Source organism: Thalassospira sp. UBA4513, from assembly GCF_002388495.1.
Taxonomy (GTDB): domain Bacteria; phylum Pseudomonadota; class Alphaproteobacteria; order Rhodospirillales; family Thalassospiraceae; genus Thalassospira; species Thalassospira tepidiphila.
The window spans coordinates 119,623-132,415 of record NZ_DGMR01000031.1 but is presented as its reverse complement, the minus strand read 5'-3'; the positions used below and the strand labels follow the sequence as shown (position 1 = coordinate 132,415).

General features: G+C 54.3%; 11 protein-coding genes. 7 read left to right on the top strand and 4 right to left on the bottom strand.

Annotation, left to right across the window (positions count from 1 at the left end; translation table 11 throughout):
• From B2T33_RS12790 to B2T33_RS12780, 3 genes are all read right to left on the bottom strand, one after another.
• Nucleotides 1-1,238 (bottom strand): ABC transporter permease (locus tag B2T33_RS12790; protein WP_286792232.1); only part of this gene is annotated, 1,238 nt, incomplete at its 3' end.
• 188 nt (nt 1,239-1,426) lie between these two features.
• Nucleotides 1,427-2,545 carry an extracellular solute-binding protein gene (locus B2T33_RS12785; protein ID WP_286792231.1) on the bottom strand — a complete coding sequence of 373 codons (1,119 nt, stop codon included), beginning with the start codon at nt 2,543-2,545 and terminating at the stop codon, nt 1,427-1,429.
• 84 nt (nt 2,546-2,629) lie between these two features.
• Nucleotides 2,630-3,733, bottom strand: coding sequence for an ABC transporter ATP-binding protein (locus tag B2T33_RS12780; protein ID WP_008890777.1), 1,104 nt, complete (start codon nt 3,731-3,733; stop codon nt 2,630-2,632).
• A 445-nt stretch (nt 3,734-4,178) separates the two neighbouring features.
• On the opposite strand from B2T33_RS12780, the gene ruvX reads away from it, so the two are divergent.
• Nucleotides 4,179-4,703, top strand: coding sequence for a Holliday junction resolvase RuvX (gene ruvX / locus B2T33_RS12775; RefSeq protein ID WP_008890778.1), 525 nt, complete (start codon nt 4,179-4,181; stop codon nt 4,701-4,703).
• A 59-nt stretch (nt 4,704-4,762) separates the two neighbouring features.
• Here the strand turns inward: ruvX and B2T33_RS12770 are convergent, their stop codons facing one another.
• Nucleotides 4,763-5,578: a VOC family protein gene (locus B2T33_RS12770; RefSeq protein WP_286792230.1), complete on the bottom strand. Its 816-nt coding sequence runs from the start codon at nt 5,576-5,578 to the stop codon at nt 4,763-4,765.
• 249 nt (nt 5,579-5,827) lie between these two features.
• Here B2T33_RS12770 and B2T33_RS12765 point away from each other — a divergent pair, with 249 nt between their 5' ends.
• From B2T33_RS12765 to topA, 6 genes are all read left to right on the top strand, one after another.
• Complete coding sequence (locus B2T33_RS12765) at nt 5,828-6,751, top strand: AEC family transporter (protein ID WP_064780935.1); 924 nt, start codon at nt 5,828-5,830, stop codon at nt 6,749-6,751.
• 175 nt (nt 6,752-6,926) lie between these two features.
• Nucleotides 6,927-7,886: an aspartate carbamoyltransferase catalytic subunit gene (locus tag B2T33_RS12760; RefSeq protein WP_086013196.1), complete on the top strand. Its 960-nt coding sequence runs from the start codon at nt 6,927-6,929 to the stop codon at nt 7,884-7,886.
• The gene (locus B2T33_RS12755) at nt 7,883-9,205 is read left to right on the top strand and encodes a dihydroorotase (RefSeq protein ID WP_197147577.1); all 1,323 of its coding nucleotides are present in this window, start codon (nt 7,883-7,885) and stop codon (nt 9,203-9,205) included. The genes B2T33_RS12760 and B2T33_RS12755 overlap by 4 nt, the downstream gene beginning before the upstream one ends.
• A 1-nt stretch (nt 9,206) precedes the next feature.
• On the top strand, nt 9,207-9,857 hold the full coding sequence (gene plsY / locus B2T33_RS12750; RefSeq protein WP_197147578.1) for a glycerol-3-phosphate 1-O-acyltransferase PlsY: 651 nt from the start codon (nt 9,207-9,209) through the stop codon (nt 9,855-9,857).
• A gap of 63 nt (nt 9,858-9,920) precedes the next feature.
• Nucleotides 9,921-11,198, top strand: coding sequence for a DNA-processing protein DprA (gene dprA, locus B2T33_RS12745; protein WP_286792229.1), 1,278 nt, complete (start codon nt 9,921-9,923; stop codon nt 11,196-11,198).
• A gap of 170 nt (nt 11,199-11,368) precedes the next feature.
• Nucleotides 11,369-12,793 (top strand): type I DNA topoisomerase (gene topA / locus B2T33_RS12740; RefSeq protein ID WP_286792228.1); only part of this gene is annotated, 1,425 nt, incomplete at its 3' end.

Here is a 12,793-nt window from a genome sequence, read left to right as displayed (position 1 = left end):
GGCAGGATCATGAACGGCAGCAGGATGTGGGTCATCGCAATGACCGTACCTGTTGCGTTATTCATCAGAACAAGTCGATCCGCATCATTAACGAAGCCGAGCCAGACAAGGATTTCGTTGATCACCCCTTGCTGCTGTAACAAAACCTTCCAGGCCGACGTTCGCACCAGAAGCGACGTCCAGAACGGCAGCAGAACCAAAATCATCAGGATACTTGCCGTACGCATTGGCAGATTGGCAAGCAACCATGCCACTGGATAGCCAAGAACAATGCAGCTTGCAGTAATGATCAGCGCCATGATCAGCGTACGCATGAACAGCGTCGTATAAATCTGCTGATTTTCCGGCTTCATCACGATGCCGTCGGGCGTCAGCGTCATATCGACGGAATTCAGGAAATAGCCTGGCGTCATGCTTGGCGAATAGAGTTTTATGGTTGCCCAGATATCAGCTGAGCCCCAATCTTTGTCTTCTTCGGTGAAAGCTTCGCGGAAACCGAATTGCGGCAGCTGATCAATATTCGAAGCCGCCGCCTGCAAGGCGCTTGCGCCTGCACCGTTATAGCTGTTGATCGCCGAAACCGTATCCGGATTGGTCAGATCCATACCAAGGGCGCCATAAACGGACTCCCATGGATCTTCCTCGGCAACGGTGTCGCCATCGCGGATCGCGGCCCACAACGCAAAGTCGGTATAAGCACGTGCGGTCCAGGGCAGCAGTTGAATGATTTCTTCTGACGGCACAAAGCCGACATCACCACTCATGTCTTCATCAGACATCAGCGCCATCAGTTCACGGCGGGTTTCGAGGAAATCTTCGCCGCCTGTGCCCGACATCATTTCGAACCAGAAAGAACCTTCTTCGAAGTTCGGATCGATATCTTCAAGTGGATCCTGCCAAAGTTCCCCGATGTCATCAAGCGACCGCCCCGTGGTGCGGAACAAGGATGACAATCCGGATTGCTCGTAATTCAGGCGAGAACCAAGGCGGGTGTGCTGTTTGGCTTCCTCTGCCTTGAATAAATCAATGTAAAGATTGCGGTAAACGTTTTCGTGCGGCGGTTCCCCGCTCGATCCATCCCACTGGGAAAGCGCGATCACGGTTCCCGGGATCGTATTCGGCACAATGTCGTTTTCAACCGACCGGAAAAGCATCGAGAGAATCGGTACGATAAAAGTCACGACCACAAAGATCAAAAGTGGCGCAACCAGCATGAGCGCGCGCATTTTCTGGCGCATCAATGCCCTTCGTAGACTTTGTTTTAGCGGTCTGCCATCAGCAGCTAACACTACTTCTTGAGATGTATCACCCATTACGCCCCCGTAAGCCTGCCCCGGTGTTTTCGGTCTATTATTTCGACCGGCAATTTATTGTTTAGCGAATTGGTCGGTAAAGGGGGCCGCGAACGGCCCCCTACCCTTAGCTCTTATTGAGCAAGCCAAGCCTGGAATTTGGCATCGATGTCGTCACGGTAGTCAGCCCAGAACTCGTAGTTATAGAGGAACGTGTTCTTGGCGTTTGCCGGATCGGTCGGCATGTGCGGAGCCATGTCGACACCCAGATCGGCGTGCTTACCAACGAGCGGTGCCGAAGAGAAACGAGCCGGACCGTACGAGATGTAAGCAGCCTGGTCAGCAAGACGCTGGGTGTCGGTTGCGAACTTTACGAAGTCCAGAACGCGGTTCAGGCGATCTTCCGGAAGACCTGCCGGAATGATCCAGCCATCAAGGTCGAAGACCTGTGCGTCCCAAAGCATTGCAATCGGCTGATCCTGTTCAACGATTGCGGAGAACAGACGACCGTTGTAGGTCGAGCCCATGAAGACTTCGCCGTCAGCCAGAAGCTGCGGGGTGTCTGCACCAGCACTCCACCAGATGACGCTGTCTTTGATGGTTGCCAGTTTGTCGAGAGCCTGCTGCTGGCCTTCCGGGGTTTCAAGAACGCTGTAAACTTCGTCCTTGGCAACACCATCGCAGAGCAGAGCCCATTCCATGTTGTTGATCGGGCGTTTTTCAAGCGAACGCATGCCCGGATAGGTTTCGGTATCGAACAGGGCACAGATATCGGTCGGTGCCGGAGTTCCAGCCGGAACCATGTCTTCACGGTAACCAAACGTGGTCGAATAAACGATCTGCGGGATGAAGCAGTCACTTACGAGGAGATCACCGAAGTCATCTTCTGCCGAGGTGCCATCCGGCGCTTCTGCAAGAACTTCGTTCGGGTCGATTTCCATTGCGAGGCCTTCATCGCAAAGGCGCATTGCATCAGCAGCAACCACGTCAACCAAGTCCCAGGTAACGTTGTTGGCTTCGTTCATTGCACGCAGTTTTGCAACGGCTTCGTTCGAGCTTTCATCCCAGGTGATCGAAACACCCGGGTTCATTTCCATATAAGGCTCAGCATAAGCCTTGATCTGGCTGTTCTGATAGGCACCGCCCCAGCTGACCAGCGTCATGTCGGACGCCATGTGGTCGTCGGCATAGGCTGCGCCTGCCGCCACAACAAGCAAAGCTGTTGATGCTGTAAGGGTTTTAATAAGCTGCATTAATAGACTCCCTGATTGTTTCCCGGACTATTCGTTGAGGACCAGCACCCGGGCGTACCGGTCCTGTATCTGCCTGACTAAAAGTTACGACGCGTCAAGCGCGCGGCAATCTTCTGCAAGCCAGCCGATCTCGATTTCCTGACCCGGCTTCAGACGCACCTGGTCCGGTGCGTTCCTGGTCTTGATGATAAACTCATCATTGCCGGCCACACGCAGGCGTGTACGGAAGATGTCACCCATATAGATGAATTCCAGCACCTCGGCCTTGAGCGTATGCGCATCTGCATGCAGGCGATCACGGTTGTATTCAACACGTTCGGGACGGATCGAAACGCGGGTACGTTCACCCACCTGGCTGACATTGACCGGAACGGCATCAATGATTTCGCCGCCATCAAGCTGGACAACACAGGTATTGCCCTTGATTTCCTTGATGACGCCTTCGAGCGTGTTGTTTTCGCCAATGAACTGCGCGACAAAGCTGTTTTCGGGCTGTTCGTAGAGTTTATCTGGCGGTGCAAGCTGCTGAATACGGCCGTCGTCAAACACGGCGACGCGGTCGGACATGGTCAATGCCTCGGTCTGGTCGTGGGTGACGTAAACCGTGGTAATGCCAAGTTGATGGGCCAGATGCGTGATTTCAAACTGCATCTTTTCGCGAAGCTGTTTGTCAAGCGCACCGAGCGGCTCATCCATCAGAACCAGTTCAGGTTCGAACACAAGCGCACGGGCCAACGCGACACGCTGTTGCTGGCCGCCGGAAAGCTGTGCCGGACGACGGCCACCGAAGCTTCCCATTTCAACCATGTCGAGTGCGCGTTTGACCTTCTCTTCCTGTTCCGCTTTGCCCAATTTGCGGACCTCGAGCGGGAAAGCCAGATTTTCGGCAATGGTCATATGCGGGAAGAGCGCGTAGTTCTGGAAGACCATGCCGATACCACGCTTGTGCGGCGGGATATCGTTGATCGAAACGCCACCAAGGCGGATATCGCCGTGGGTCGCGGTTTCGAAGCCGGCAAGCATCATAAGACAAGTCGTCTTGCCAGACCCTGACGGACCAAGCATCGTCAGGAACTCGCCTTTAGGCATTGTTAGGTTGAGATCTTTAACGACGAGTGTCTCGCCGTCATAACTTTTCTGTACACGTTCAAACTCAACGAACGCTTCATTTGATGCACCGTCGGCCAAACCCTATACCCCCTGATTTGTCATTGTTTGTTCAGCGTTTTCGCTTTTGGTGATTTTTGTATGCGGAAATCAACTGGAACCTGTCGAGCATGACGGTTCCCGAACCCCGTGGATAGAAGCATTGCGACACTCACGTGTAATAGGTGCGCTGCCTCTTTCTGTTTTCTTTCTCTCAAGATGATCTGCGCATTCGGTCTGCCTGTTTCGCCCTGCATATTTCGATTTCGATCAATTTCGGCAGTGCGATATTAAAACAAACCTGCTGAGGCACTTCAACCCCTCATCATTCAGAAAGATTTTTACGCTAGGAAGTCCGCCATTCTTGGCTGCATTTAGAATAAAATGCGCTCACACACTCAACTCGGCGTCGTTTCTTCCATAAATCGGAAAACGATACATTTGCTTTGCGCTGGCATTTTCGCAAAAAGACTCCTATAAGGTCGCCATGATTTGCAATGACACTCAGGAATTGCTGCGGTTCTTGCCACCGGCAGCACGTGTATTGGGCCTTGATTTGGGCACCAAGACAATTGGCGTAGCCCTATCAGATGTAGGGCTGCAGATTGCCTCACCGTATGAGCTGATTTCACGAAAGAAGTTCACACGCGATATTGCCCAGCTTTCGTCGATTATCGACAAACAGAATGTCGGCGGCATTATCATCGGCTTCCCGCGCGAACTTGATGGGTCGATCGGCAAGGCGTGCCATCGCGTCTATGCCTTTATCGACGAAATGGAAAAGTATATCGACCTGCCGGTTTTGATGTGGGACGAGCGCCTGTCAACAAACGCGGTCGAGCGTATTCTGATTGAAGAAGTCGATATGACCCGCAAACGCCGTGCTGAAGTCGTCGACAAGACAGCTGCTGCTTATATCTTGCAAGGCGCGCTGGACCATTTGAACCGCCATACCGATCCCGGCGAAAACGCCGAAGCCGACGATGACGATATCGAGGCTGAAGAAGACTGATAACCAACAGTCTGCCATGACCAAAAAGATCAAAGCTGCCTGTTCATTCAGGCAGCTTTTTATTTGGCTTTGATCACCATCAACACCCCGAAGAACCTTGAAGGCGGAATGATAAGCATGCCGTCTTTTTCAACGGCCCCCATTGCGACAGCTGCATCAGCGATTTTCGCGATGTCATCGACAATTAATTCAAAGCCGGCAAATCCGTCTGTCGGGAATGCTGAATCCTCAACGCCATAGCGCGAAATCAGTTCGTCGCCATGCAAGGCATCAACAATCGCGTCGACTCCGATTTCCTCATAAAAGTCGCGTACCGCCTCGGCCGCCCAATGATCAACAAGAACCTTGCCAATCGCAACAGCGCCATTCTGATGGCTTTGATAGTCAGGAAAATAGAAATTCTGCACCGGATGACGATGTTGACACACAAACGTCACTGCATGTCGTAACAGTGGATGGTTGGCATAGGCCAACGAAAAGGCAACGCCGACGGTTTCACCATCAGGCGTCTTGGCATCGCGTTCAAAGTGAAATACCGGCGGCACTGCGGCACCGGCTGCGATAAATTTTTGTCTGTCCTGCTCGGCGTCGCGTGATTGCAGCGCCAGCATCGACATGCCTTCACGATGTCGCAGATAGTCGCGATTGTAGATCGGAAACGAAAATGGCTGGGCAAGGTCCGTTTCGGCAATCTTGTCCGGATCAATCACGGCAAGAAGTTCGATATACATGCCGTCAAGCTGGATCAGGGCATTACCGGTACCAAAGGGATGAACTGCACGCGGGGTCACTGTGAATCCGAGCTGCGTATAGACAGCTATCGCGGCATCAAGATCATTCACACATAATACAATGTGATCAATCGCGCGTGACATGGCGTCCCTTTCCTTGAACATTCAGCGAGCTGGACGACTTTGCAGAACAAACAGTCTATCGACGCCAAAACCTGTTGGATGTGCTGACTATCACATCGGAAAACACCGGCAAAGAACAACTCGCCACCAACTGAATTTTAGTCATCTATGCCAATTACATATTGCGAGCGTATTTCACCGTGCTCAGATCGGTGATAACAGTATGGTGACGTTGAAAGTTCTTCTTCATTACGTGATGAAAGCCACCTGATGCTTGCCATTCTCTCAGCACTTCTGCCGACCTTTGCCCTGATCGTTGTCGGGTATGTGCTGCGCGAACGGCGTTTCTTGCCCGACAGTTTTTGGCCGGGTGCCGAGAAACTGACTTATTTTATCACCTTCCCGGCCCTTCTTTTTTCCAACACCGCCAAAGCAGACCTTGGCAGCCTGCCACTGTTGGGGATTGCGACGGCAATGCTGGGCACGATTGCGATCTGCACCGCACTGATCCTTGTGGTGCGCCCCGTTTTGAAGGTTTCCGCACCGACATTTTCATCGCTGGTGCAAGGCGCCATCCGGCCAAACACCTATATCGGGCTTGCCGTTGCCGCGGCCTTGCTTGGCACACACGGACTAACCGTTACTGCCCTTTGCGTCGCGTTGGTCGTACCCACAGTTAACGTTATTTCCGTTTTGGCATGTGCCCATCTGGGTGAAAATGATCGCAAGCCCGGCGTTTTGTCATTGCTGCGTGATGTGGCAAAAAATCCGCTTCTGATGGCATGCGTGCTGGGTAGCCTGTTTAACGTTCTGGGAATTGGCTTGCCGCCAATCATTGGCCCCTTTCTTGAGGTGCTTGGACGCGCGGCCCTACCCATCGGCCTGCTTGCCGTTGGTGCCGGGCTTGATCTTTCGGCTGCACGGCGCGCAGGTTTTCCGGTCGGGGTTTCAAGTGTTGGAAAACTGGTGTTGAGCCCAGCGATTGCAGCCGGTCTGTGCCTGATGCTGGGACTGCCCGATATCGAACTTGCTGCGGTGGTGCTTTATGCGGCACTGCCCTGCTCTGCCAGTGCCTATGTTCTTGCGCGCCTCATGGGGGGCGATGCGCAGATGATGGCCAGCATCATCACCGTTCATACCCTGCTTGCGATTATCACCATGCCGGTGATCGCCATTTTGACCCAGGCCGTCTGATCGCCGATCGTCTGGCCTTCGCCGCCTGAAACCTGACCGATCAGTCAGGAAATTTGAAGCGATTGGATCGGCATTACCGGCAATATTTAACTTTTCGTGACAGGGGCAATTCGTTATGCTCCGCCCGAAATTTTTCAAAGATCATCCAAGGGAAATGTGCAACGCCATGAGCGTCATGGGACCAGCGGCGGATCATTATCCGCACCCACACCTCCTCGGGATCGAGGGTCTTACCCCCGGGGAAATCACCCTTATTCTGGATCGCGCCCAGCACTATGCGGAAAAAAACCGCTCCGCAGACAAGACCAGCAATATTCTGGCCGGCGCGACAGTTGTTAATCTGTTTTACGAAAACTCCACCCGGACGCTGACATCGTTTGAACTGGCTGCCAAACGTCTGGGGGCTGATGTCATCAACATGACGGTCGGCACCAGTTCGGTCAAAAAGGGCGAAACCCTGATTGATACGGCGATGACCCTGAATGCCATGAACCCGGATGCACTGGTTGTCCGCCATGGCGATAGTGGCGCGGTCAAGCTTCTGAGCGAAAAGGTCAATTGTGCGGTTTTGAATGCGGGCGACGGTCGCCACGAACACCCAACCCAGGCACTTCTTGATGCCCTGACCATCCGCCGCCACAAGGGACGCCTGCATCGCCTGAATGTTGCGATCTGTGGCGATATTGCCCATTCGCGTGTTGCACGTTCCAATATCCTGCTTTTGAACACCATGGGATCGCGCGTGCGCCTTGTCGCCCCGCCAACCCTGATCCCGTCCAAGATCGACCGGATGGGTGTCGAGATTTTCCATAACATGGAAGAAGGCCTGAAGGATTGCGACATCGTCATGATGCTGCGTCTGCAGCTGGAACGCATGGAAGGCAGCTTCATCCCGTCGGTGCGCGAGTACTTCCATTTCCACGGGCTTGACCGTGCGAAGCTTGCCAACGCCAAACCCGATGCCCTGATAATGCATCCCGGTCCGATGAACCGCGGTGTCGAGATCGACAGTGAAGTGGCTGACGACGTTGAACGTTCCGTCATCCGCGAACAGGTCGAAATGGGCGTCGCGGTGCGCATGGCAGCGCTTGAGTTGCTTGTGCAGAACCACAGAAAGATCGGAGGTCAGGCATGAGCCCCGCCATTCGCGCCAAAGGAGCCGGCAAAAAAGCCTTCATCAATGCCAGGCTGCTTGATCCGGTCAAACAAACCGATGAAACCGGTGGCCTTCTGATTGAAGATGACACCATTGCCAAAAGTGGCGCGGACATCACCGAAGGTACTGTTCCAGATGGTTTTGAGGTCATTGACCTTGGCGGTGCATGTTTGGCACCGGGTCTGGTTGATATGCGCGCCCAATTGCGTGAACCGGGATTTGAACATCAGGAAACCATCGAAACCGCTGGCAAATCGGCGGCAATCGGTGGCGTCACCACCATTATTGCCCTGCCCAACACCGATCCGGTGATTGATGACGTGGCCGGTGTCGAATTCATTGCCCGTCGCGCCCGCAAGGTTGGCTTGGCCAAGGTATTTGTCTATGGCGCCGTCTCCAAGGGCATCGAGGGGCAGGAAATCACCGAAATGGGTCTGCTTCATCAGGCCGGTGCGGTTGCCTTCTGCGACGGGATCAAGACCATCGCCAGTGCACGTCTGCTCCGCCAGGCCTTGTCCTATTCCACGTTCTTTGATGGCATGATCGTCCAGCACCCGGAAGAGCCCGAGCTTTCCAAGGGGGCGTCGATGAATAGCGGCGAACTGGCAACCCGTCTTGGCCTTTCCGGTGTCTCGCCACTTGCCGAAGTCATTCAGATCGAACGCGACTTGCGACTGGTTGAAATGACTGGTGGGCGTCTGCATTTCGCCCATATTTCGACCGGTGAATCGGTGGAAGTGATCCGCAAGGCGAAGAAACGCGGGCTTAAAGTCACCTGCGATACCGCACCGCCCTATTTCGCACTGAACGAGAATGCGGTTTCGGATTACCGAACCTTTGCCAAGCTGTCTCCGCCGCTTCGCTCCGAGGATGACCGACAGGCGATTGTTGCCGGCCTTGCCGATGGCACGATTGACGCGATTGCGTCGGACCACAACCCGCAAGATGCCGATTCCAAACGCCTGCCCTTTGCGCAGGCCGCTGCCGGTGCCGTCGGGTTTGAAACGCTGCTTCCGATGGCGTTGGAGCTTTATCACAACGGGCATATGTCGCTGCTCGATGTGATTACCAAACTGACCCGCACACCAGCCGAACTGGTGCGCATCAAAGGGGCCGGAACACTGGCAGAGGGAACCGCGGCCGATCTGGTGATCTTTGATCCGGATCGCCCATGGAAAATTGATCCGTACCAGTTCCATTCGAAATCGAAAAATTCACCGTTTGACGGCCGTCTGACACAGGGGCGCGTTCTGCGCACCCTGATCGATGGCCGCGAAGTCTTCTCGGAAGGTGCCTGAAATGGAACTTGATGCCACCTATAAGGCAATGTTGATGTCGCTCCAGGTTGCGACGGTCTGTGGGTACCTGTTGGGCTCTATCCCGTTTGGTCTGGTTCTGACCCGCATGGCAGGGCTTGGCGACATCCGCCAGATTGGTTCCGGCAATATCGGTGCAACCAACGTTCTGCGTACGGGCCGCAAGGGATTGGCCTTCCTGACCCTGATCGGCGATGCAGGCAAAGGCGCCTTTGCCGCCCTGCTGTTCACCCACCTTTATGGTGCGGAGCAAGGCATCTTTGCCGGCGGTGCCGCAGTTATTGGCCACATGTTCCCGATTTGGCTGCGATTCAAGGGCGGCAAAGGGGTCGCGACTACCCTTGGCACGCTTGCGGCCGTCAACTGGATCATGGGCCTTTGCGCTGCGCTGACGTGGTTGGTCATGGCGCTGATTTTCCGGATTTCTTCGCTTTCGGCACTCATCGCCATGATCGCAGCCCCGTTGGCGGCGTTTTTCATCGCCAACGATCCCGGTGCCGTGTGGCTTGGTGTGTTTCTGGCTGTCATTGTCTGGCTTGCTCATCACGCCAATATCAAACGCCTGATCCACGGCGAAGAACCCAAGATCGGCCAGAAGAAAAAGCAGGCTGACGAAGAAACCCCTGTTTCATAGGCGCAAGTCGCCCCTTCGAATAGCTTGACGAAATAACGCCCGGATGACCACAATCCGGGCGTTATGCATTTACCTAACCAACAACCATCGCGATTATCGCAATCGGAACGTCTGGCACGCATGCGACTGGCGCGCAGCACCAATGTCGGACCGGTTACCTTTCGCAAATTGCTGGAACGGTTTGGTTCAGGCCGAAATGCCATGGATGCCCTGCCCGATGTAATTGCCCAAGCAAAGACCACGCGAAAGATCAAGATTGCCAGTCGCGACGAAACGGTTGCGGAAATTGAGGCCGCGAAGGCATCGCGCGCCCGACCGATCATTTTCGGCGACCCGGAATATCCGGCACTTCTGGCGCGAATTGATGATGCCCCGCCCTATTTTTATGCCATCGGACGGATTGAGCTTCTTGGAAAATCCGCCATCGGGATCGTTGGTGCGCGCAATGCTTCGGCAACGGGATGCGGATTTGCCCGTAAAATCAGTCATGAGCTCGTAAACGCGGGCTATGTGGTTGTGTCAGGTATGGCACGCGGCATTGATGGCGCAGCCCATGCGGCGGCCTTGCAAGGCAAACATGATGCAGGCGGTGGAACGATTGCTGTTCTGGGTGGCGGCGTGGATGTCGTTTATCCCCGCGAACATCAGGACCTTTATGCGCAACTCTGTGAACAGGGGTGTGTGGTGTCAGAAATGCCTCCTGGCCTCCAACCACAGGCAAGGCACTTTCCCCGTCGCAACCGCATCATTTCCGGACTGTCTTTGGGAACGGTTGTCATCGAGGCCGGGCGGAATTCCGGATCGCTGATCACCGCCCGCTTTGCCGCCGAACAAGGGCGCGATGTGTTTGCCGTTCCGGGCTCCCCGACCGATCCACGCGCAGCAGGTCCAAACAGCTTGATCCGTGACGGTGCAATCTTGTGCGACTCTGCTGACGTAATTCTGGATGCCCTTCGAACCGCCGAGCAAAACAGTCATCTGTTTGAACAAAATCACACCTTCAACACAGATGCGCGCGACGCAATCTCTGACACCTCAGCCGAGGCATATCACGAGATAACGGCATCACTGGAACAAGACGCGGTCATTCTGGGTGAAAAGAAAACCCGGCAATCAATTGAATTAGAAGAATTTTCTGACGAACCCGACACCAACGAAGACTCCGTCAAAGAGATGGAAAAACTCTTTGATTTGCTATCTGCTAGCCCCCTTCTGATTGATGAGCTCATTCGTACGTCTGACTTGCCCGCCGAGCAGGTTTCGACAATTTTGATTGAGCTCGAACTTGCAGGAAGGGTTGAACGTCACCCCGGAAATAGGGTATCGCGTATCGCCAAATGAGAGTCGCGTCGGATATGGATGTGACAAATATTGTTGTGATTTGCCGCAATTTGCGCAATTTGATCTGAAAAACAGCGACACACTATAATATATGTGTGCAGACTTTCAGGTTACGGACCACACAGCATAATGACCGCCTTCGGGCGCAAGAACCGGACACGAAAAACGTAATGAATCTTGTCATCGTCGAATCCCCGGCCAAAGCCAAGACGATCAATAAATATCTCGGTGACGATTATAAGGTACTGGCCTCGTTTGGTCATATCCGTGATCTGCCGTCCAAGGATGGTTCGGTCGATACCGACAATGATTTTGCAATGGTCTGGGAAACCGATGGCCGTTCCGAAAAGCAGATCAAGGAAATTGCTTCCGCGGCACGTGACTCTGACACCATCTACCTCGCGACTGACCCGGATCGCGAAGGGGAAGCCATTTCCTGGCACATTCTTGAAGTTCTCGAGCAGAAAAAGCTGCTCCGCGGTCGCGATGTTCATCGCGTCGTGTTTCACGAGATCACCAAGAAAGCCGTCACCGAAGCCATCGCCCATCCGCGCGAGCTTAATCAGGAACTGGTGGATGCCTATCTGGCGCGCCGTGCGCTTGATTATCTTGTCGGCTTTAACCTGTCGCCGGTTCTGTGGCGCAAACTGCCCGGTTCGCGTTCGGCTGGCCGCGTGCAATCGGTTGCGCTCCGCCTGATTTGCGAACGCGAGATTGAGATAGAAGCCTTTAAGCCCGATGAATACTGGTCGCTTGAGGCTGGCTTTGCCGTTCCAGAGGGCAAGTTTTCCGCACGTCTGACCCATCTGAACGGCGAAAAGCTTGATAAGCTGGCACTTGGTGATGAAAGTGCCGCCAAGATCGCCAAGGAAAAGGTCGAAAGCCGCAGCTACACCGTTTCAAAGGTTGAGCGCAAAGACGTCAAACGGCGTCCGCAGCCCCCCTTCACCACATCGACACTGCAACAGGAAGCATCGCGTAAGCTTGGCTTTGGCGCGAAACGCACCATGCAGCTTGCCCAGCGCCTTTATGAAGGTGTCGATATCGGTGGCGAAACGGTTGGTCTGATCACTTATATGCGTACCGATGCCGTGGTGCTTTCACAGGAAGCACTCGCCGCCGCACGCCGCCTGATTGGCAAGGATTATGGCGATCAATACCTTCCGGCCAGCGCGCGCAGCTTTGCCAACAAGGCCAAGAACGCACAGGAAGCCCACGAAGCTGTCCGCCCGACCGATCTGTTCCGTCGTCCCGAACAGGTTTCGCGTCACCTTGATAAGGACCAGCTAGCACTTTACACCTTGATCTGGAAACGTACCGTGGCGTGTCAGATGGAAGACGCCCGTTTCGATCAGGTCGCAGTTGATCTGTCATCGAATGACAATCACGTGGTTCTGCGTGCCAATGGTTCCGTTGTGAAGTTTGACGGCTTCCTGAAGCTTTATCAGGAAGGCAAGGATGACGAGGCCGAGGACGAAAATGATCGTCGCCTGCCGCCGCTAAAAGAAGGCCAGAAGCCTGACCTTGGCAAAGTCAGCATTGATCAGCACTTCACCCAGCCCCCGCCCCGCTATACCGAGGCGAGCCTGGTCAAG

Coding starts and splice junctions, on each gene's coding strand:
- B2T33_RS12785 (WP_286792231.1), bottom strand. CDS start 2,545: ATGCAGCTTATTAAAACCCTTACAGCATCAACAGCTTTGCTTGTTGTG.
- ruvX (WP_008890778.1), top strand. CDS start 4,179: ATGATTTGCAATGACACTCAGGAATTGCTGCGGTTCTTGCCACCGGCA.
- B2T33_RS12770 (WP_286792230.1), bottom strand. CDS start 5,578: ATGTCACGCGCGATTGATCACATTGTATTATGTGTGAATGATCTTGAT.
- B2T33_RS12765 (WP_064780935.1), top strand. CDS start 5,828: ATGCTTGCCATTCTCTCAGCACTTCTGCCGACCTTTGCCCTGATCGTT.
- B2T33_RS12760 (WP_086013196.1), top strand. CDS start 6,927: ATGGGACCAGCGGCGGATCATTATCCGCACCCACACCTCCTCGGGATC.
- B2T33_RS12755 (WP_197147577.1), top strand. CDS start 7,883: ATGAGCCCCGCCATTCGCGCCAAAGGAGCCGGCAAAAAAGCCTTCATC.
- plsY (WP_197147578.1), top strand. CDS start 9,207: ATGGAACTTGATGCCACCTATAAGGCAATGTTGATGTCGCTCCAGGTT.
- dprA (WP_286792229.1), top strand. CDS start 9,921: ATGCATTTACCTAACCAACAACCATCGCGATTATCGCAATCGGAACGT.